This window comes from Bacillus infantis NRRL B-14911 (genome assembly GCF_000473245.1).
GTDB classification, from domain to species: Bacteria; Bacillota; Bacilli; order Bacillales; family Cytobacillaceae; genus Bacillus_AB; species Bacillus_AB infantis.
In genome coordinates, this window is record NC_022524.1 from 3,748,892 (window position 1) to 3,769,388 (window position 20,497).

General features: G+C 46.4%; 21 protein-coding genes. 10 read left to right on the forward strand and 11 right to left on the reverse strand.

All coding sequences use genetic code 11. From position 1 onward, the window contains the following. Nucleotides 1–175 precede the first annotated feature (175 nt). A complete protein-coding gene (locus N288_RS18875) occupies nt 176–1,069 on the forward strand; it encodes a DUF6612 family protein (protein WP_035403269.1) in 894 nt (297 codons plus the stop codon). 424 nt (nt 1,070–1,493) lie between these two features. On the opposite strand, the gene N288_RS18880 is transcribed toward N288_RS18875, so the two are convergent. After that, nucleotides 1,494–1,823 (reverse strand): hypothetical protein, encoded by a 330-nt coding sequence (locus N288_RS18880; protein WP_009795295.1) that lies wholly within the window; start codon nt 1,821–1,823, stop codon nt 1,494–1,496. Between the two features lie 176 nt (nt 1,824–1,999). On the opposite strand from N288_RS18880, the gene N288_RS18885 reads away from it, so the two are divergent. Then, entirely contained in the window at nt 2,000–2,257 is a 258-nt protein-coding gene (locus N288_RS18885; protein ID WP_009795296.1) for a DUF6154 family protein, read from the forward strand. Nucleotides 2,258–2,370: 113 nt separating this feature from the next. Here the strand turns inward: N288_RS18885 and N288_RS18890 are convergent, their stop codons facing one another. Next, the gene (locus N288_RS18890; RefSeq protein ID WP_009795298.1) at nt 2,371–2,808 is read right to left on the reverse strand and encodes a Dps family protein; all 438 of its coding nucleotides are present in this window, start codon (nt 2,806–2,808) and stop codon (nt 2,371–2,373) included. A 202-nt stretch (nt 2,809–3,010) separates the two neighbouring features. Between N288_RS18890 and ytzI the strand changes: the two genes are divergently transcribed. Continuing rightward, nucleotides 3,011–3,196 (forward strand): YtzI protein, encoded by a 186-nt coding sequence (gene ytzI / locus N288_RS18895; protein ID WP_022544311.1) that lies wholly within the window; start codon nt 3,011–3,013, stop codon nt 3,194–3,196. A 122-nt stretch (nt 3,197–3,318) separates the two neighbouring features. Next, nucleotides 3,319–4,767, forward strand: coding sequence for a cardiolipin synthase (cls, locus tag N288_RS18900; protein ID WP_009795300.1), 1,449 nt, complete (start codon nt 3,319–3,321; stop codon nt 4,765–4,767). A 53-nt stretch (nt 4,768–4,820) separates the two neighbouring features. Here the strand turns inward: cls and N288_RS18905 are convergent, their stop codons facing one another. Next, on the reverse strand, nt 4,821–5,294 hold the full coding sequence (locus tag N288_RS18905) for an S-ribosylhomocysteine lyase (protein ID WP_009795301.1): 474 nt from the start codon (nt 5,292–5,294) through the stop codon (nt 4,821–4,823). A 178-nt stretch (nt 5,295–5,472) separates the two neighbouring features. On the opposite strand from N288_RS18905, the gene yidD reads away from it, so the two are divergent. Then, nucleotides 5,473–5,700 carry a membrane protein insertion efficiency factor YidD gene (yidD, locus tag N288_RS18910; protein ID WP_022544312.1) on the forward strand — a complete coding sequence of 76 codons (228 nt, stop codon included), beginning with the start codon at nt 5,473–5,475 and terminating at the stop codon, nt 5,698–5,700. On the opposite strand, the gene N288_RS18915 is transcribed toward yidD, so the two are convergent. Continuing rightward, entirely contained in the window at nt 5,701–6,264 is a 564-nt protein-coding gene (locus N288_RS18915) for a beta-class carbonic anhydrase (protein ID WP_009795303.1), read from the reverse strand. Between the two features lie 220 nt (nt 6,265–6,484). Here N288_RS18915 and N288_RS18920 point away from each other — a divergent pair, with 220 nt between their 5' ends. The 4 genes from N288_RS18920 (at nt 6,485) to N288_RS24870 (ending at nt 10,292) form a co-directional block, all read left to right on the forward strand. Next, nucleotides 6,485–7,477, forward strand: a complete 993-nt coding sequence (locus tag N288_RS18920) for a metal ABC transporter solute-binding protein, Zn/Mn family (protein WP_009795304.1) — start codon at nt 6,485–6,487, stop codon at nt 7,475–7,477. 150 nt (nt 7,478–7,627) lie between these two features. Further along, entirely contained in the window at nt 7,628–8,989 is a 1,362-nt protein-coding gene (locus N288_RS18925) for a cytochrome ubiquinol oxidase subunit I (RefSeq protein ID WP_022544313.1), read from the forward strand. Nucleotides 8,990–9,002: 13 nt separating this feature from the next. Further along, nucleotides 9,003–10,052: a cytochrome d ubiquinol oxidase subunit II gene (locus tag N288_RS18930; RefSeq protein WP_009795306.1), complete on the forward strand. Its 1,050-nt coding sequence runs from the start codon at nt 9,003–9,005 to the stop codon at nt 10,050–10,052. Nucleotides 10,053–10,136: 84 nt separating this feature from the next. Continuing rightward, entirely contained in the window at nt 10,137–10,292 is a 156-nt protein-coding gene (locus tag N288_RS24870) for a DUF1540 domain-containing protein (RefSeq protein WP_009795307.1), read from the forward strand. A gap of 44 nt (nt 10,293–10,336) precedes the next feature. Here the strand turns inward: N288_RS24870 and N288_RS18935 are convergent, their stop codons facing one another. The 7 genes from N288_RS18935 to N288_RS18965 all read right to left on the reverse strand — a co-directional run bounded on the left by N288_RS18935 (nt 10,337) and on the right by N288_RS18965 (nt 19,144). Beyond that, nucleotides 10,337–11,023 carry a hypothetical protein gene (locus tag N288_RS18935; RefSeq protein ID WP_009795308.1) on the reverse strand — a complete coding sequence of 229 codons (687 nt, stop codon included), beginning with the start codon at nt 11,021–11,023 and terminating at the stop codon, nt 10,337–10,339. A gap of 635 nt (nt 11,024–11,658) precedes the next feature. After that, nucleotides 11,659–12,768, reverse strand: a complete 1,110-nt coding sequence (gene menC / locus N288_RS18940) for an o-succinylbenzoate synthase (RefSeq protein ID WP_009795310.1) — start codon at nt 12,766–12,768, stop codon at nt 11,659–11,661. Next, nucleotides 12,765–14,252 carry an o-succinylbenzoate--CoA ligase gene (locus N288_RS18945; RefSeq protein ID WP_009795311.1) on the reverse strand — a complete coding sequence of 496 codons (1,488 nt, stop codon included), beginning with the start codon at nt 14,250–14,252 and terminating at the stop codon, nt 12,765–12,767. The genes menC and N288_RS18945 overlap by 4 nt, the downstream gene beginning before the upstream one ends. Nucleotides 14,253–14,345: 93 nt before the next feature. Next, nucleotides 14,346–15,164: a 1,4-dihydroxy-2-naphthoyl-CoA synthase gene (gene menB, locus N288_RS18950; RefSeq protein ID WP_009795312.1), complete on the reverse strand. Its 819-nt coding sequence runs from the start codon at nt 15,162–15,164 to the stop codon at nt 14,346–14,348. A gap of 16 nt (nt 15,165–15,180) precedes the next feature. Continuing rightward, complete coding sequence (gene menH / locus N288_RS18955; RefSeq protein ID WP_009795313.1) at nt 15,181–15,990, reverse strand: 2-succinyl-6-hydroxy-2,4-cyclohexadiene-1-carboxylate synthase; 810 nt, start codon at nt 15,988–15,990, stop codon at nt 15,181–15,183. Nucleotides 15,991–15,992: 2 nt separating this feature from the next. Further along, entirely contained in the window at nt 15,993–17,741 is a 1,749-nt protein-coding gene (gene menD / locus N288_RS18960) for a 2-succinyl-5-enolpyruvyl-6-hydroxy-3-cyclohexene-1-carboxylic-acid synthase (protein ID WP_009795314.1), read from the reverse strand. Next, nucleotides 17,738–19,144 carry an isochorismate synthase gene (locus N288_RS18965; protein ID WP_009795315.1) on the reverse strand — a complete coding sequence of 469 codons (1,407 nt, stop codon included), beginning with the start codon at nt 19,142–19,144 and terminating at the stop codon, nt 17,738–17,740. The genes menD and N288_RS18965 overlap by 4 nt, the downstream gene beginning before the upstream one ends. Nucleotides 19,145–19,500: 356 nt before the next feature. Between N288_RS18965 and N288_RS18970 the strand changes: the two genes are divergently transcribed. After that, a complete protein-coding gene (locus N288_RS18970; protein WP_022544314.1) occupies nt 19,501–20,433 on the forward strand; it encodes a 1,4-dihydroxy-2-naphthoate polyprenyltransferase in 933 nt (310 codons plus the stop codon). The last annotated feature ends 64 nt before the right edge of the window (nt 20,434–20,497 follow it).

Genomic DNA, 20,497 nt, shown 5'->3' on the forward strand with positions numbered 1-20,497 from the left:
ACAATTTTCCTATGAAACTCGCAGTGGATACATAAATATCCCTGTATAGGGCGTGTTATAAAGGGAGGGAGCGTAATCAAGATATTTATATTTAGGCTTAATGGACCATATTAGGCAATTCTCGAAACTTTTCGGCAAACCGTCCGTAAAAAAGATAACAAATACTAACAGAGGAGTGTATATTTTGAAAAAAATTCTATCATTAGCAGCTAGCCTTATCCTTTTATTCATGCTGGCAGCATGCAACCAGACGGCTGCCCCTGTCAGTGAGAGCAATAACTCAGATGAAAATGGCACGGCTGCAGAAAATGGCGAAACAGCAGAGAATGAATCTGACCTTACGCTTGAGGAAGTTTTGGATAAAACGACAGAGGCTTCAGAAAACCTAAATAGCTTTTCGGTCGATATGACAATGGATCAGATGATCAGCGCCGGCCAGGAGGAAGAAAACATGAATATCAGCTCTGATATCCAGATGGATGTCGTTACAGAGCCAATGGCCTTTTACCAAAAAACGGCCATGTCCCAGGACCAGTCCGGTGAAACTTATGAGACTGAAAGCTATTTTACTGAAGAAGGCATGTTCATGTATGACCCTGCTGGAGAAACATGGATGAAGTTTCCCAAAGAAATGTCAGACCAGCTGATCCAAATGTCCGGTCAGCAGACAAATCCGGCTGAAGAATTAAAAAAGCTGCAGGAATTTACAGATGACTTCACATTTGAACAGGACGACAATCATTTCATTCTCAAACTGAAAGCATCAGGAGAAAAATTCACTGAACTTATGAAAGAAACAATGGCTGATACACTGCCGCCGGAAATGGCTGCTGATGAAGAAGTATTTAACAATATGAAGATTGAAAACGTCGATTACACCATTCTGGTTGATAAGGAAACTTTCTATCCTTCATCACTGAATATGGATATGACTATGGAAATGGCAGTTGAAGGGCAGACAGTCTCACTCAATCAAAAAATCGAGGGCAAATACTCAGACTACAACGAGGTAAAAGAAATCACAATCCCTCAAGAGGTTTTGGACACAGCAGTTGAAATGGAGATGTAAAATAGCAAACATAATCGGGGCGGGGAAAGATTTCCTTGCCCCTTTTTTGTATTTTATTGTGAAAAGTCTTTTTACCTGCATAGGGCATCGTGCGCTGAAGTTCAACTAAAAAAATCCTTCCTTTAATGGGGCTGTTGATTTGCGTTCCAGGCACTTCGCTTTCCGCGGGGCGGCGCTGAGCCTCCTCGTCGTACCTCCTGCGGGGTCTCAGCTTTGCCGCTGCAATCCCGCAGGAGTCTACGTGCCTTGCACTCCAATCAACAGGGCTTTGAAATAAATTGGGCAACTGTACCCCGCAGGCCAGACAGGAAAACAGATCCAATGAAAAGACTTGACTGTTAGAAATATATTCGTAAAGCACAGTAGTAACAAGATACTTCTTATACCTTCCTCATTCGCCTGAAACGAAGTATAGGAAACTTTTTTAATTTCTCCCCCCAAGAATACCCATCTCATCAATATGCTTCCTGGCTTCTTCATCCCCAAGCTCATAAATCATTTTGTATGCCCCAGCCAGGCCTTCATCATAGGCATCATTCTCCCGGTCATAATGATACTGGACATACGGAACATGGGCACGGAAGAAATTCTGCCAGTCAGTTGAGTGATTCTGGTCAAAATACTCCCTAAGCCTGGTGATTTCTTCGTCATTGGCCTCTATTTTAAAATTCCAGGGCGAACTGTCCGAACTCTGGGATATTTCTCCGCTGGCAACGCTTATATAATACACTTTCCTATTTTCCATCCTGGTCATCCCCTTTTTATTTCCTTCTTATCTTTGTTTCCCTCAAGGAAGGCAATTTTATTCTCGGGGAATACTTTTCATAATGAAGGGTATTTACTAAATATAATATAGAAAGACTGGCGGGCAGGATTTTTCCTGGCCGCCGCGAATATACATTAGCAATCCATCTTGAGGAGGTGTACCATATGAAAATTGTTGACGAGCTCTACGAATTGTACCGCGGAAAGCTGACAGGGGATGAGGAAGACATTGATATGCTTGCATTCGCTTTTCTTGAGGAAATGAGCTATGATGACCTTCTTTCCCTCCTGAAGGAAATGGATAAGCAGGAGCTTTACAGCCTGATGGGCCTTTATTTAATCGAAAGCCTGAAGGGCAAATTTGCCAATGAGGACTACGGCCAGGAAAGGCATCCGATATTTCCTCAGCGGAATATTCATTAATTTGATACATAAATAGAGAAAGGAAAAGCCAGTATCATATTCCAGGCTGCTCCTTTCTCTTCTTTTTTTGCATACCAAAAAAGCATCCGGCAGCTGCCGGATGCTTTTTATCCTTATCCTAAGAATGCTTTGAACATCCAAATATGCTTTTTCAAGCTCTGCTTCACAGACAGCAGCATATCCGCTGTGCCCTCATCATTTGCCTCTTCAGCAATTTCGATGGCACTTTGCAGTTCATCCTCCATCTTGATGAAATCATTGCAGATGCTCCTGACCATATCCTCTTCTTTTTCAGAGCCTGACGCTTCTTCAACAGAAGCCATTTCAAGGCATTCCCTCATCGTAGCAACAGGGCTGCCTTCCAGGGCAAGCACCCTTTCAGCAAGAACATCGATATGTTCATTTGCCTCGTTGTACAGCTCCTCAAATTTTTCATGAAGGGTAAAGAAGTGGCGGCCCTTTATGTACCAGTGGTAATTATGGAGCTTTACATATAATACCGTCCAATTGGCCACCTGTTTATTAACTGCTTGTACTAATTGATTTGACATACTATCAACCTCCCTTCTTTATAGTACCCACCCTCCGTTTTTTAAAAACATGCTGCTGCTTTTTTTATGAAAACCCACCAGGCCAATGTTTCATGATAAAATACGAATGTTGGAAAACCCGCGATTATCAGGCAATTTAAAGGGAAAAATACAGAAGCATGTGGGCAGCTGTTCTTCCCGTCTATTCAAAAGGAGGGAAATCATGTATATCATTTTAATTATCAGCATCATTATTGTTTTAGTCGTACTGCTCCTGAGTGTAGTCACAACCTCCAAGGCTTATACGTATAAACATACCGTCGATCCAATTGAGAACAACCCCCACCTGAAAAATGAAGAGGGGGAAAATACAGAAGCAGAGCAAACAGAGACAGAAAACAAGGCTTAAACAACCTATTCTAATTACCATTTGAAACGGTGCATAAGCGGCCGGCACTATCCTATTATTGATGCCGGCCGTCAGACTGCTGGATGCAAGCGGTTTTGCCTTAGCAGGGAGAGTGTTTTTTCATGGATGTTTATTCGATATTTATCAGTCTGATTTTTGTGCTGAATGTGATTTTTGCCATCATTGTTATTTTCCTGGAGCGGAGGGACGCAGGAGGCACCTGGGCGTGGCTGATGGTCTTATTCTTCATACCGATTCTTGGTTTCATCATGTATTTCCTGTTTGGCCAGAACCTTGCGCGAAGGAAGATGTTTCAATGGGAGGACCGGGAAAAGGTCGGCATAGATGAAATGATCAGACAGCAGGTTCAATCAATTAAAAATCAATTGTTTTCCTTTCGCAATGAAACCATCAGGGACAGCTATGATTTGATCTATATGCATTTGATCAATAATGAAGCCGTCCTTACCCAGGATAACGAAGTTGAGATATTTACCGACGGAAGGAAGAAATTCGATTCTTTAATCGGCGATATAAAATCGGCACAGGATCATATCCATCTGCAGTATTATATTTTTAAAAAGGACAACCTCGGCAAAGGGCTTGTTTCCCTTTTAACCGAAAAAGCAAAAGAAGGAGTAAAGGTCAGGGTCCTGTATGATGAATTGGGCTCCAGAGGCGTGACTAAACGTTTCTTCAGGGAGCTGCGTGCAGCCGGAGGGGAAGTGGAAGCTTTCTTCCCGTCAAAGCTCCCTTTTATCAATATCAGGGTCAATTACCGCAACCACCGGAAGCTTGCCATCATAGACGGCAAGATTGGCTATGTGGGAGGTTTTAATGTCGGAGATGAATATCTGGGACTGGATCCTTCCTTCGGATATTGGAGGGATACCCACCTGAGGATTACCGGAGAGGCTGTCCACGCTATCCAGACAAGATTCATCCTTGACTGGAACCAGGCGTCACACCGCCATGATATCCATTATCATACCCGGTATTTTCCGGAAAGCGCCGGCAGCGGAAATATCGGGATCCAAATCGTCAACAGCGGTCCTGACTCAGAATGGGAACAGATTAAAAATGGCTATATCAAGATGATCAGCTCGGCTAAGGAGAGCATTATGATCCAGACGCCGTACTTCATCCCTGATGCGAGCCTGCTTGATGCACTTCGGATTGCTTCACTTTCTGGGGTAAAAGTAAAAATCATGATTCCGAATAAGCCGGACCATATGTTTGTCTATTGGGCAACTTACTCATACATCGGGGAAATGCTGAAAACCGGAGCAGAAATTTATATTTATGATAATGGTTTCATTCACGCCAAAACCATTGTGGTCGATGAAAAGATTTCTTCCGTCGGTACAGCCAACATAGATGTAAGAAGCTTCCGGCTGAATTTTGAGGTCAATGCCTTTATATATGATAAAGAGGTATCCGGCCAGCTTGCCGGCAAATTCCGTGATGATATTGAACTTTCCAGCCTGATGGATGCAGAGCGCTACAGCAAAAGAAGTTTTTACATCCGCCTTAAAGAATCCATATCGAGGCTGCTGTCGCCCATTTTATAATAGCTGACAGCAAAAAAACCGGCATTATGCCGGTTTTTGCGCACTGCGTTCTATTAAGCAAATACTTGCTTCAGATCTTCCTTGCTTTGATCCAGCCAGAAGCGCATAAGACGCTTTGCCCCTTCAAGGTCATGTAGCTTGGCCTGGCCGCACTGTTTTTCGTTTGCAGCCGGAATTTCAGTGATCTCAAGAGCATCCTTTAATGTATCTTCAAGCAAATCAATGATTTCTTCCACTGTCGGCTCCCCGCTGACAACAAGATAGTAGCCAGTCTGGCAGCCCATTGGAGAAATATCAATAATATCGAAATGATCGTATTTCTCTGCATGGGTACGGATATTAAAAGCAAGCAGATGTTCAAGCGTATGGATGGTGTCCGGCTTCATCGCCTGCTTGTTTGGCTGGCAGAAGCGGATATCGAATTTATTAACAACTCCGTCACTTCCCACTTTGTGGACACCGCAATGTCTTACATATGGAGCTTTAACGGCATTATGATCTAATTCAAAGCTTTCTACTGAAGGCATGTAATCACTCCTTATAAGTCTTAATTTCAATTATAACGCAAAAGCCGACTATTTTCATCAAATTAATATAGAATAAAATTCCCAGTCCGTTACCAGCATAACTATGCATGCAGATGGACTCTTATGATTCCAAAACAGTATAATCAATAATTATGATGTAGAAAGGATGAGGCAGTACATGCTTCAAAAGATGATGATCGGACTGATCCGTTTTTATCAGATTGCCATTTCGCCCCTTAAGCCGCCGTCCTGCCGTTTTTACCCGACCTGCTCCCATTATGGCCTGGAGGCCGTCAAAAGATTTGGCCCCTTTAAAGGGGGCTGGCTTGCTGTGCGCAGAATAACCAAATGCCACCCATTCCATCCTGGAGGCTTTGATCCTGTTCCTGAGAAAAACGAGAAATGACTATTGCCCGTACCCGTCAACCACCAGGTCCAGTTTTCCTGTTTCCGGATTGATGACAAGGCCATGGACCGGTACATCCTTCGGCATGAGCGGGTGCTTTTTGATCATATCGGCGCTGTGGGCGACACTTTCGCTTACGGAGCTGAATCCCTTAAGGAACTCTTCTACATTGATCCCTGAATATGCCAGCGTTTCAAAGGCAGACTCGTCCACGCCTCTCTTCTTCATTTCTTCAATCACAAGCTCCGGCTTGATGGCGCTCATTCCGCAGTCATGATGGCCGATGACGAAAACTTCGTCCGCCTGCAGCTGATAAACAGCCACCAGGATGCTTCGCATGATGCTGCCAAACGGATGGGCCACAAGCGCACCTGCATTCTTGATGATTTTGACATCCCCATTCGCAACATTGATGGCTTTTGGCAATAACTCAAGCAGCCTTGTGTCCATACATGTCAGGATCACCATCCGTTTATCGGGAAACTTTGTTGTTGCAAACTCCTCGTAACGCTTATTTTCAACGAAATCCTTGTTATGGTCTAATATTTGCTGTAACAGTTTCATAATATCCTCCTGTAGGCTTTATAATGATTCACTACCTTCTAGCATACATAATCCCGTTCTCTTAGACAAAATTTTTCCCTTGCTTTTCACAGAAAAATTTTGTAAGATTACTTAGTAAAATCGTAACGATTACGTATTATATAATCAACATTAAGAACATATGATCATGTATCACAATCAAATCGAAATAAATACGGTTTACTTATGAAAGGCGGTTATTATGAGAAAGTTAATCATGCTCCTCACCCTATTGCTGCCGGTCAGCCTTTTTCTGGCAGGCTGCGGGGACGGAAATGCAGACCAGGCGGAGGAAAATACAAAAAATCAGCTGAATGTGTATACAACGGTATATCCGCTCCAATATTTTGCGGAAAGAATTGGCGGCAGCTATGTAGATGCCCAAACCATCTATCCTCCGGGAGCTGACGAGCACACATTCGAACCCTCGCAAAAGGATATGATGGCTCTTGCCGATTCAGATCTGTTCATTTACATCGGCCTTGGCCTTGAAGGATTTGTGAGCAAAGCCGAAGGCACCCTCGAGAATGAGAATGTAACATTGCTGGCGGCAGGAGAAAATATTGATATGGCCGGTACAGAAGATGGGCACGCCCATGAAGAAGGAACAGAAGCGGAAGGCCATGAAGAAGACGGACACAGCCATGAAGATGATGGACACAATCATGGCGATGTTGATCCTCACGTATGGCTTGATCCTCTTTATGCTGCCGATCTGGCTGAAGCTATTAAAGATGAGCTGGCAGAGAAGATGCCGGAGCGCCAAAAGGAATTTGAAGAAAATTTCCAAAAGCTTGCCGCTGAACTGGATTCCCTCCACCATGAATTTAAGGAAACTATTGATTCTGCAAAACATAAAGAAATCATTGTCTCCCATGCAGCATACGGATACTGGGAGAAAAGATATGGTTTAGAGCAAATCAGTGTTTCAGGTCTCTCCACATCCAATGAACCAACACAGAAGGAATTGGAAAACATTATCAAAACAGCCAGGGAGCACGGCTTGAACTATATCTTTTTTGAACAGAATGTAAGCTCAAAACTGACGGAAATCGTCCAGAATGAAGTTGGCGCCAAATCGCTGCAGCTTCATAATTTGTCTGTGCTGACAGATGAAAATATCGATAATAAAGAAACCTACTTTACCCTGATGGAAAACAACCTGAAAGGGATAGAGAAAGCCTTGAATAATTAAGGATACAGCAGCAGGTAATATTCCTGCTGCTTTTTTATATGAGCGAAATTCACCTGTCATTTTCTTTCTGTTTTCAAGGAAATGTTTACATATTCCAGAATGAATCGCAGACACTATGTAAATGGAAGAATTGGCGAAAGGAAGATAAATATGAATGACTTGGTAATTGCGCGCTCTCTGTTTGGGACAACAATGGGTTTCCATATTATTTTCGCGACAATCGGCGTTGGGCTTCCGCTGATGATGCTGACAGCAGAGCTTATTTATCAGAAAACAAAGGACCATGACTATGTCATCATGGCGAAGCGCTGGACAAAAGCCTTTGCTGTCCTCCTCGGAGTCGGCATTCCGACAGGAACCATTGCGGGCGTTCAGCTCTCCCTGCTTTGGCCGGGCTTTATGGAAGTGATTGGGCGGGTTATGGCCCTTCCGTTCCAGATTGAGATTTATGCCTTTTTCATTGAAGCATTGTTTATGTCCATTTATGTCTATGCTGCTGAACGGATCCCTCCGTGGATGAGGATTTCGAGCCTTGTCCTCGTTGCACTCGGTGCATTTGCTTCTGCTGTCCTGATAACAAATGTCCATGCCTTTGAAGGGACACCGCAGGGCTTCAGGATTGAAAACGGAGAAATTGTAGACATTGATCCCTGGGCAGCCTTCTTCAATCCAAGCTTTCTCGTGACAGCAGGCCATGTGGCTGTTTCTGCCTATACAACAGGCGCCTTTGTAGTCGCGTCTGTGGCTGCTTTTAAGATGCTGCGCAATAAGTTCGGGACAAGGGTATATGATTTTCATAAAAAAGCACTCATGCTGAGCCTGATTGTCGGCGGCATTTTCTCATTGCTGACTGCCTTGAACGGCCATGCTTCCGCCCAGTATCTCCATGAGTACCAGCCGGAAAAACTCGCTGCCGCGGAGGGGCTTTTTGAGACGCAGTCACATGCCCCGCTTGCAGTCGGAGGCTTTACCGACCGGGAGACACAGGAGGTAAAATGGGGCATTGAAATTCCATGGGCGCTCAGCTTTCTGGCAGGAAACAGCTTTGACACAGTGGTCATCGGCCTGAACGATTTTCCGGAAGAATTGTGGCCGCCGCTTTTTGTCCATACGCTCTTCAATGGGATGGTGGCCATAGGCAGTCTGCTGATCCTCCTTTCCTTTGTAGCGTTTTTCTGGAATAAATTCTTAAAAAAAGACAGGTTCCCAAAAATATTTATGTGGGCGTTTGTGCTGTCCGGCCCTGCCGCTGTCCTCGGGATTGAATTCGGGTGGATTTTCGCCTGCACAGGCAGACAGCCCTGGACAATTTACCGGGTCCTGTCAACTGAGGATTCGGTAACGACGGCCGGGAACCTTGGCATCTTATTTGTCCTTTTTGCTGCCGTTTATGTCATTCTCGGACTGACGGTTGTACTGGTGCTTCTGTATTATTTCAAAAGAAATACGGTACTCGACGATATCAACCGGACCAAGGAAAAGGGAGTCCCGCTGTATGGCTCCAATACATAAGGGGTGAGAAAGCATGTCAGATGCTCTATTAGCCATCACAATCCTGTGGGGATTTGTATTCATCTATGCTGTCATGGCAACGATGGATTTCGGCGCCGGCTTTTGGTCGATGGTCTATATGAAAAGGACCAAAACAAAGGCCACTAACATCGCCAACCGCTATCTTTCCCCGACATGGGAAGTGACGAACACTTTCATTGTGGCACTCGTCGTTGCAATATACAGCCTGTTTCCGGGCGCAGCTTACACATTGGGCACCGTGCTGCTTGTACCTGGGAGCATGATCCTTTTATTGCTGGCCATCCGAAGCGCATTTCTTGTGTTCTCGAACATTGCGAGTGACTATAAAAAGCCGCTCACCATCATATCCGGGATTTCGGGGATTCTGATTCCCGGCCTATTGATCAGTGTGCTGCCGATTACACACGGCGATTATATTGACTTTTCAGATGGCGGCCAGTCGCTTAATCTGGCCAAGCTTTTCACAAGCCAAAACGAGTATGCCTTTTTCGGCTTTGCCGTCAGCAGCACTCTGTTTCTTTCTTCTCTTCTTCTGGCCGATTATTCCAAGGCAGCGGATGAAATGGATGCTTACTATGTTTACCGCCGGGATGCCCTGATGATCGGGCCCGTATCGCTCTTAATGGGTGTTGTCATTATGCATACCCTCAGCCTTGAAGCTGCCTGGCTGTATAATAAAATGATCGAGGATATGCCCATTCTGATGCTGTCAGTAGGTTTATTTCTACTGGGAATCCTGGCGCTGCTCCTGCCTTCATTTACAAAAAAAGGGACGAAAGGAATCCCAAGGCTTGCTGTCATCGCTGTCACACTGCAATATTTGGCAGCCAGTTTTGTTTACGGAAAGGCACATCTCCCATACATGGTCTATCCTGAGGTCACCATTGAATCAGGGTTTACAGACCCCAATTCATTCAGGGCCGTGTTTGCCACCTATATTGCAGGCTTTGCCATTCTTTTCCCCGGTTTTGTCTACTTCTGGAGCCTTTTTATGAAAGACAAACGCTACCTGAGGCAAAAGGGCAGCAAACAGCCGAACTAAAGCTTCCCTTTTTCTGTCACGTATTCCCACCAGCCGGGCAGCAAAAGCTAATGCTGTATCAAATACTTTAAGGAGTGGATACAGATGGCACAGGATGTACTATGTGAAGTAAACAACTGCACCTACTGGAAAAAAGGGAATAACTGCGGCGCCGACCAGATTTATGTTGTCAGCCATCATGGCGAACAGGCCGAGAACAGCCATGAAACGGACTGCAAAACCTTCAAGCCGCATGAATAGGAAATGTAAAACGCCAAGCCGGGAAATTTGTCCTGGCCTGGCTTTTAAATAGTCCATTCTCCTGTAACCAGCGCAGACAATTTCAGCTTGCCTTCTGCATCTTGCTGAAATACCAAGTACAGACTCCTCCAATCCATCCCTCCATATTTATCTGTTCCATTCTGATAAAACTCTACCGTTTTTGAATCAGGAAAGACTTCTTTAATATTATTCTTCGTGTTGCCTCTCTGCTGCACATCCCCCAATATGATCTGATCCGGCTCTGTAAATCCTTTATACCGGTCAAAATAAGCCTGCGGCACCGACCGGATGGGCTTGCCGCTTCCATCATGGTATCCCCACAAATATTCTTTTTCAATGCTGCTTAGATTCTCCATCTCTTCATTAGACAAGACGACTGCATCGCTTTCAATAAATTCGTATGGTGAAATCAACAGACCCTTCTCTTTAGAGACGTATTCTGAGATTGCGCCGTAGTTTTCATTTTCCAGCGCCTTCACAATGCTCTTTGCCATTTCTTCTGCCGATTGTTCAATTGGCTCATCATTTTTTTCATGCTCTTCTACCTGACCTTCCTTTCCGCCTTCTGGCTGCTGTCCATTTACATTCCCAGGACTGGCTGTTTCTTCCACGGCACCTGCTTCTTCCTTTGTACCATCCCCTGACCCGCCTTCTGAACATCCGGCTAAAAGGGCAGCAAGAAGAACAGCAGCAGTTAGTTTATGCACCATAGATTAACCTCCTTTCTGTTATCTATATTATTCTCATTCACTATGCCGGGTTATGGTAAACATGAGTTGTTTGAGGATAAAATGGGGAGCAGACTAAAGGAATTGGGGAGTGTATTAATATATAATCCTGCGGTGAATATTCCTTTATATTCAAAGTTCAATTCGTGATTTGCGGGAGTTCAATTTTTTAATATTTGCGTTAAACTGACCCGCCCTATAATCAAAATCTATAAAAGGGCAATCCCCGCCCAGCCAAAAAAGGGCGACTTCCCGGACCTGAATAAGGGAACCGGTGACAGGTTGAAAAATAAGCGGAAGAATTCCCCCTAAATTCAAAAAATCTCTAAAAATAGCTTAAATAGACGGAGAAATTACGGCTATCGGATCAAAAACAGGAAAGCGGGCAACTTCGCTCACCATAACCGGAAATTCTCCGCTTATTTACACCCACCAGTGCCATATTAAGCATCCTAACCAGAGAATCTCCGCTTATTTTAAGGCTCTATGGTCACTCAAATAAGGATAAGACTTCCTTTTTTATCTTTCCATCCAATCAAAAAATCAACAACAGACCTTAACAGAGCCTTATATTTAAAACAGACACTGCCATTAAGCAAGTGCCTGTTTTTTGAGGTTTAAACGAGTGACACAGCTTCTTCCTTCAATGTCACTTCCGCCAGCCTGCGCCTGTTTATTTCAAAGCCTATTCCCGGCCCCTCAGGAACATTTATAAAACCATCCTCCACAGTGACTCCGGGCGTGATGATATCTTGTTCCCAGTAGCGCTCAGAGCCTGATATGTCCCCTGGTATCTCAAAACCCGGCAGTGAAGCGAGAGCGATATTATGGGCCCTTGAAACGCCGAATTCAATCATGCCGCCGCACCATACCTGAATTCCATTCTGCAGGCAATAATCATGGATCTGCTTAGACTCTGATAATCCGCCGACCCGGCCGGGTTTAATATTGATCACTTTACAGCTGCCAAGCTCTGCTGCCTTCCTCGCATCACGGAAAGAGACAATGCTTTCATCCAGGCAGATCGGGGTGCTGATGCTTTTTTGCAGGACACTATGGTCGATAATATCATCATGGGCAAGCGGCTGTTCAATCATCAGCAGCCTGAATTCATCAAGTGCCTTCAGCCTGTCTTTATCCTTGAGCGTATAAGCGGAATTGGCATCGGCCATCAGGTCGATATCCGGATATTCTTTCCGGATAGCTGATAACAGCTGCAGATCATGTTCCGGACTGATTTTCACCTTGATGCGCCTGTAGCCTTGCTGAAGAAATCCTTCGATCTGCAGGAGACTTTCCTTTACGGTTTTTGCACCCACAGCGACACCAGAGCCAATCATGCTTCTCGTTCCTCCCAGCAGAGAATGGAGCGGCGTTCCTTCCTGTTTGGCCTGGAGGTCCCATAATGCTGACTCCAGTCCCGCCTTTGCCATCTGGTTTCGCCTCACAGAGCTGAACAGGATGTGAGCATCTTCCGCCTTCAGGCCGGGATTCTCCTTCAGCAAAGGAATGAGAAAATCCTTGATGACATGATAGCATGTCCTGACAGTCTCTTCCGTGTACCAAGGAGAAGAAAAAGCAACCGCTTCTCCAAATCCGCTCAATCCGTCCCTGTCTATCAGCTCGATAATAATGGCTTCCCTGCTGCTGACGGTGCCAAGATGGGTGGAAAAAGGCTTTTTCAGCTGCATGCTGATCACATGCAATACAGCCTTTTTTATATTCATGATTCTTCTCCGCCCTTCCCCAGCATGGTGCGCAGCTCTCTTCGCAAAATTTTTCGCGATGCATTCCTCGGAATTTCTTCAACGAAATAGCAGGCTTTCGGTACTTTATACTTTGCCAGCCTTCCGAGGCAGAATTCCTCGATTTCTTGAGATGACAGTTCTGCACCATTCATGGTCTGGATGAAAGCAGCCGGCACTTCTCCCCAATCCGGGTCCTTCACACCGATGACACCTGCATCAGCAACCGCAGGATGTGAAGTGAGCACTCCCTCGATTTCTGCCGGGTATATATTTTCCCCGCCGGAAATGATCAAGTCGGATCTCCTGTCAAGTACATAAAGAAAACCTTCCTCATCAAGCATGCCGATATCTCCTGTGTAAAACCAGCCGTCCTTCATCGCCTTGGCCGTCTCCGCTTCCCTGTTCAAATATCCAGGTGTGACATTAGGTCCTTTAACGGCAATTTCACCAGCCTGGCCTCTTTCTGCTTCCCTGTCTCCCTCCATGATTCTCAGTTGGGAAGGAAATAACGGCTTCCCGGCCGAACCGAGCTTTGAGAAGCTGTATTCAGGAGCAAGTGTCACGATTTGGGATGAAGTTTCAGTCATGCCATAGCTTTGATAGACTGGCAGACCCTTTGCCGTGCATTTTTCGAGCAGATCGCGCGCAGCGGGTCCGCCGCCAAGAAGCATGCAGCGAAAATGAGATGGCAGTCCGTTATCTCCAATTGAAGCAGCAAGCCTTGAAAGCATTGTGCTGACGACAGACATGATCGTCACCTTTTTCTCCCGAATGTCCGTTATGATCTGCTCCTCGCTGAAAGATCCGTGCAGAACGACGGGGATTCCGTAGATCAGGCTTCTCATCAGGATGGAGTAGCCGCTGATATGGAATAAAGGGACGGCGCACAGCCAGCAGTCATCTTCCCTGACGCCAAGATTGAAGGCTGATCCCGAGGCACTCCACCAGTGGTTTCCATATGTCTGAAGAACTCCTTTCGGATGTCCGGTCGTCCCGGAGGTGTACATGATGGTGCACACCTGATCCAGCGAAACTTCCTCCACCGCCATAATGGCAGCTGAAGGCTGTTCAGCGAGCACCTCCTTCATCACCAAGCTGCAGCCATCCAGTGACAGCTCCCGGGCTTTATCTGTAAATGCTGCCTCTGTAATCAGAAGCGTAGCATTGGAATCTGCCAGCTGCCAGCCGATCTCCTCAGCAGTCAGCCGGTTATTCAGGATAACCGCTGTGGCTCCCAATAGCTGAAGGGCAAGCAGGATGAAGACAGAATCAGAATGATTTTTCAGGAGCACCCCGGTATATGAGCCCCTGACTGCCCCTGCACCAGCCAGCTTTCCGGCCACCTGGGAGGCTGCATCGTATAATTGTTTGAAAGTATAGGCATTTCCTTCAAAATAGAGGGCGTGCCTGTCCGGTGTTAAATCGGCTCTTTTCTTTAAAAATTGCGGGAGAAATTCACCCATTGGCTTCACCTTCCTTGCATATCCAGCGTTTTAAAATGCCATAGAAAAACAGCCTGATGGTTTGCCATCAAGCTGTTTTTATTATCCTATTAATCAAGGGAAACGCGGGAATTGCCCAAAGTCCGGCTTGCGCTTTTCTTTGAACGCATCGCGGCCTTCCTTCGCTTCATCTGTTGTATAGTAAAGAAGCGTAGCATCCCCGGCGAACTGCTGAATTCCAGCCAGTCCGTCTGTGTCTGCATTGAACGCTGCTTTCAGGAAGCGGATGGCTGTCGGGCTCTTCTCAAGGATTTCCTCGCACCACTGAATTGTTTCTTCTTCCACTTTTTCAAGCGGCACAACTGTATTGACAAGCCCCATATCAAGAGCTTCCTGTGCGCCGTATTGACGGCATAAGAACCAGATTTCGCGGGCTTTCTTATGGCCGACGATTCTTGCCAGATAGCCTGATCCGTACCCTGCATCAAAGCTTCCGACTTTAGGGCCTGTCTGTCCGAAGACCGCATTATCAGCAGCAATAGTCAGGTCACATACGATATGAAGGACATGGCCTCCACCGATTGCATAGCCTTTTACCATCGCAATGACAGGCTTTGGAATGACACGGATAAGTCGCTGCAGATCCAGGACATTCAAGCGCGGGATTTCATCTTCGCCCACATATCCGCCGTGCCCGCGGACCTTTTGGTCGCCGCCGGAACAGAATGCTTTCTCCCCTGCACCAGTCAGGATGATAACACCTACGCTTGCATCATCGCGCGCATAAGCAAAAGCATCAATCAGCTCCATTACGGTTTTCGGACGGAAGGCATTATGTACTTCTGGCCTGTTAATTGTGATTTTAGCAATTCCGTTGTAAGTTTCGTATAAAATATCTTCATAATTGCGTCCAGCAATCCATTCTACAGTCATAACGGAATCCTCCTTTTTATAATTTCTGCAAAAACTCACTTACTATTGTACCAAACTTTTCTGGTTCTTCCACATGTATTGCATGTCCGGCTCCAAATACAGTCTCCCATTGGCATACTGGAATCAGCTTGGACATCCTTTCAGCCAGTGTGCAGAATTTTATATCCTCAGAGCCTGTGACCAGAAGGGTGTCTGCCTTTATATGCGGGAGCTTGCCCCACCAGGATGGCTGGGCCCCTGTCCCCATCCCCCTCAGGCTGAATTCAAGTCCTTCGGGGCTGTTCTGAAGCCGCTGCTCCCTGATCTGCATTTGGACATCAGCCGGCAGCATTTTCTGCGTTTTGAACAAAGGGATGTTTTCCCAGTAATCAACGAATGCTTCAATTCCGTTCTCTTTTATGTATTCCCCAAGCCGCTCATCCTGATTACGCCTATTCTTTCTTTCTTCAGCAGTCTCTAATCCAGGCGAAGCACTCTCAAGGATCAGCTTTCTGACTTTGCCGGGATATAGGGCGGCAAATGACAAAGCCAGACGCCCGCCCATTGAGTAGCCCAATAGATCGGCCTTTGGTATCTGCAGCGATTCCATCAGCTCATGGATCATCCGGGCAGCTGCAGTGACAGTATAGCTTTCTTCCGAAGCAGGCATAACAGTGTCTCCGTGTCCGGCGATATCTATGGATATGAGCATGTATTCTGATTTCCAGCAGGGAATGAATGGGTCCCAGGTGGAACGGTCGCCTGTGAACCCGTGAAGCAGGATTAGAGGAAAACCGCTGCCTTCTATTTCGACATGGTAGGAGCCTCCGCCGCTTACAAATTTCATTCTTATTCTCCTTTTAGGAACAGGTTTATTTCCCGGGAAACACGATTCCACAATTCTCGATGCTCAGCAAGGTTTTTGTCCCGGTTTGTCATTATTTCGGTTACCTTTAGGCTGTGATCACCATAGCCCTCTTTAATGGCACGCTCAAATTCTTCCCAAGTTTCAGCGCGGTCGTATTTCGCGCCGTAAAGCTTTGCCGCATGCTCAAAATCTAAATCCAAAGGCGTGCCAAAAAGGAGCTCAAAATTCTTTTTCTCGCCTGCCTGGGGCAGGAATGAGAATATACCGCCGCCATTATTATTGATGAGCAGGATATGGACATTGATATTGTGGAGCTTTGAAGCAATCAGGCCATTAAGGTCATGGAAAAATGTCAAATCCCCCAGCACCAGATAAAGCGGCTGAGAATATAAGCCGGCACCCAGTGCAGTGGAAATGATTCCATCGATTCCGTTAGCACCCCTGTTGCCCATCGCGCGAATGCTTTTGTCATTATTATGGAAGAAGGTGTCGAGATCACGGATCGGCATGCTGTTTCCGACAAACAGTGTACTCTCATCAGGCAGTAGTTCTGCAAGCTGGAGGAACAGCTTCCCCTCGCTCATCTCTATAGCCGAGCCGGCCTCTGCAAGCACCAGCTTCGTTTTTTCATTAACCTCTTTCCATAGCGCACTATATTCGCCCCCAGGCTCCCTGCGACCAGCAAAGCTTTGTACCTTCTCACAAAAGAGGGCCTCACTGCAATAGACCATCTCTGAAGAAAGCAGGGACGGGTCACGCCAGCCTGCACCGCCATCGACAACAATTTGCCTGCTATCTTTGTTTTCCTTTAAGAATATGGTGAGTGCCTTTGAGACAGGCATCGATCCGAAGCGGATTACCACATCCGGATTCAGGGCTTCTTTCGCTGCATCTGTCCTCAGGAAGCTGTCATATCCGTCAATAACAAGCGCTTTATCATGCTTGCCGCTTCTCAGCTGTGAGAGCGGATCCGCTAAAATCGGAAAATCCAGCGTCTCTGCCAGCTTGACCACTTCAGCTGCAAAGCGGCTGTCTTCATGGGGTCCGCAAATGATGATGCCTTTTTGGAAGGATGAGAGGTCGTCTGCCATCTCTCTGAAAACAGAATCCGGAAGAGCAAGCTCCCCCTGCTGGATGGAAACAAAACCCTCAGGCCTTTCCCGGCTTTCGAACAGATTTTCATCGAGCTTAGGTATAAGGGGCTCGCGAAAAGGAAAGTTGAGGTGGACAGGACCGGCAGGGGCCTTCACTGACTCTGCATATGCCCTGGCACATACTGTCCTGGCATATCTGATCATTTCATGTGAGCTCTCGGGCGGAGCCATTTCTGCAAACCATTTAACATGCCCGCCGTAAAGGTGGATCTGATCGATTGCCTGAGGTGCTCCTACATCCCTCAATTCATGAGGACGGTCTGCCGTCAGGACGACGAGCGGGACTCTCGAGATCTTTGCCTCAACAACAGCCGGAAAGTAATTCGCCGCGGCTGTCCCTGAAGTACAAAGCAGTGCAGCCGGTCTGCCTGATGCTTTGGCGATTCCGAGGGCAAAGAAGCCGGCCGAACGCTCATCGACGTGAATATGCACATTGAGTTCCGGATGTTCCGCCATAATCATGGCCATCGGCGTAGAACGGGATCCCGGGCTGACAACAACGTCCCGGACACCGGTTTTGGCCAGCTCCGAGACAAATGCAGCAATATAAGTTGTTAATGCTTCTTGATGATTCATTCTGTTAGTCCTCCCAGAGCTGACCGCATAGGACGGAATTTGATCTTGGTTTCCATGAATTCGCTCTCAGCGTTTGAACTCTCCACGATTCCGCATCCGGCAAATAAAGAAGCCTCATTTCCCTGAAGAAGGCCGGAACGAATCGATACAGCAAATTCTCCATTGCCGCTGTAATCAAGCCAGCCCAGCGGCCCCGCATAATAGCCCCGGTCAAGTTCCTCAATCTCTCTGATCATATCCACAGCTTCCTGCTTGGGCAGTCCGCCGAGTGCAGGGGTCGGATGAAGTTTGTCAACCAGCAGGAGCAATGAAGCTTCCTCTTTCGTCATCCCCTCCACTGGTGTGTACAAATGCTGGATATGCTTCATTTTCATTAGCCGGGGCTTTGAAGGAATTATAATCTCCTCGCAGGCTTCATCCATGGCCGTTTTTATCATTTCAACCACATACTGATGTTCTATGAGATTTTTTTCATCCGATAATAATGCCTCCCCAAGTGCCTGGTCATCCGCAGGAGTCTTTCCCCTCGGAATGCTCCCGGCAAGGCAGGTCGAATAAAGGCTTTTTCCTTTCTTTTTAACAAGCCGTTCAGGGGAAGCCCCGATAAAACAGTCCCCTTGGGATTCAAAAGCAAAGATAAAGCTTTCATTCTGTTCATTGTGAAGCTTGCCCAGTACCTGCTCCGCTTTTATTTTCCCGGAAAAAGAAAGCCGGAGTTCCCTTGCAAGCACCACTTTCTTAAGCTTTCCAGCCTTTAGATTTTCGACCGCTGAAGTGACTGAATCCATCCACTCCTGCGGGTGAATTTCCTCTTCAGAGATAAGCCTGCTTTCCTCCTCCTGAACAGATGCCCCAATCCCTTCGAGCAGGAGGCGCCTTTCTTCCCTGATTTTCTCAGCAAGCGACACATCATCATGTTTCGTGCAGACAACATTTGTCGTCAGGAATGTTTGTCCTCCAGTCTGCGTCAGCAAATACCTCGGAACATGAAAAAGAGAATCCGGATATTTGGACCATAAAGCGGTCTTTTCCTTTTCCGGATCAAAAGAGAATCCCCCGAACAGGGCAGGGCCTGCAGCGGCGGCAGAGTATTCATTATATATGACTGCATTGCGGATAAAGCGCTTCCACTCTTTTTCTACATGAGAAAAACGGCCGGAAGCCATATCCGACTGAATAAGTTTGCATATTCCCAAACCGGCTAGGATGGTTTCATTCGAAGGATCTTTCCAGTAAAAGCGTTCACCAAAAAACGCCTGTCTTCCTGAAGCAAAAAATGATAATGGGTCAATATGGTCCAGTTTATGGACTTCACTGACAAGGATAGGCTCCGAAAAAGCCCCGGCCCTTTTAATTGCTTCCAGGATTCCTTCCTTAAGTTCCGTATCCTGTATCGTAACCAAGAAAATCCCTCCAATAACAGCTTTACCGCTGTTATTCTTTCGTTTTTCAGCTTATTTTAAGATACACCTCATGATTATATGATGTCAACAACATCGGCCTGAGGATGCATGTATCATCAATATTATAAAAGCCTGCTCTTCACGTTTTCCTTCCATATCCTATGTTTGGCAGCACGATGCCTGAAAAAAGGCGGAAAATCAGGTAATTCCCGCCTCGGCAGTATGCAAAAATCCATTGACACCCCATTGATCTTTGCTAAACTTGAGTATGTCAGGACATTTTTGACCTGCAGCTGATTTTAAGCTAAAATATAAAGGTTTGTTATACAAAGAATATATTAAGGGGAGAGTCAAAAATGCAACCACAAACGCATCCCGATCCTTCGCCTGCCATGAAATCGGGCGGATGGAGAGTCTGGTGGCAATTAACCAGGCCGCACACCTTGACGGCAGCTTTTGTGCCCGTCCTGCTGGGCACTGCTTTGGCAATAGATACAACAGATATCAGCTTCAGCCTTTTCTTGGCCATGCTCGTGGCCAGCCTTCTGATCCAGGCGGCTACGAATATGTTCAATGAATATTTTGACTTTAAGCGCGGCCTTGATACAGCTGAATCCATTGGGATTGGCGGCGCCATCGTGCGTGAAGGGATTAAACCTAAGACAGTGATTCAGCTTGCCTTTGCCCTTTACTTCATCGCGCTGCTCCTTGGCGTTTATATCTGCATGAACAGCAGCTGGTGGCTTGCCGCGGTAGGACTTGTCTGTATGGCAGCCGGCTATTTGTATACTGGAGGCCCTTTCCCGATTGCCTATACGCCATTTGGGGAAATTGTAGCAGGCTTCTTCATGGGTATGATGATCATCCTCATATCCTTCTTTATCCAGACAGGCACAGTTACCACGCTTAGTGTGATGATTTCAGTTCCTATTTTCATCCTCGTCGGACTGATCCTGATGGCCAACAATATCAGGGATCTGGATGGAGACAAGGAATTTGGCAGGAAGACCCTGGCAATTCTGCTCGGCAGGGACAAGGCAATATACTTCCTTGGGATCATGTTCACCATTTCTTATATATGGATATTCGTAATGATAGCTGCAGGCTATATCTCTCCGTGGCTGGCCATTGTCGCTCTCAGTGTCCCAAAGGCTGTGAAGGCAACAAAGGGCTTCATCGGCAAAACAAAGCCTGCCCAAATGATGCCTGCCATGGTGGCTACCGCTCAGACGAACACCATTTTCGGTTTTCTGCTGTCTGTCGGCCTGTTTCTGGGATATCTGCTGTAAAAAATTGATATTATAGCCTTCTGCACTGTGCAGAGGGCTTTTTTTGCGGTCTTCCCGCCATGTT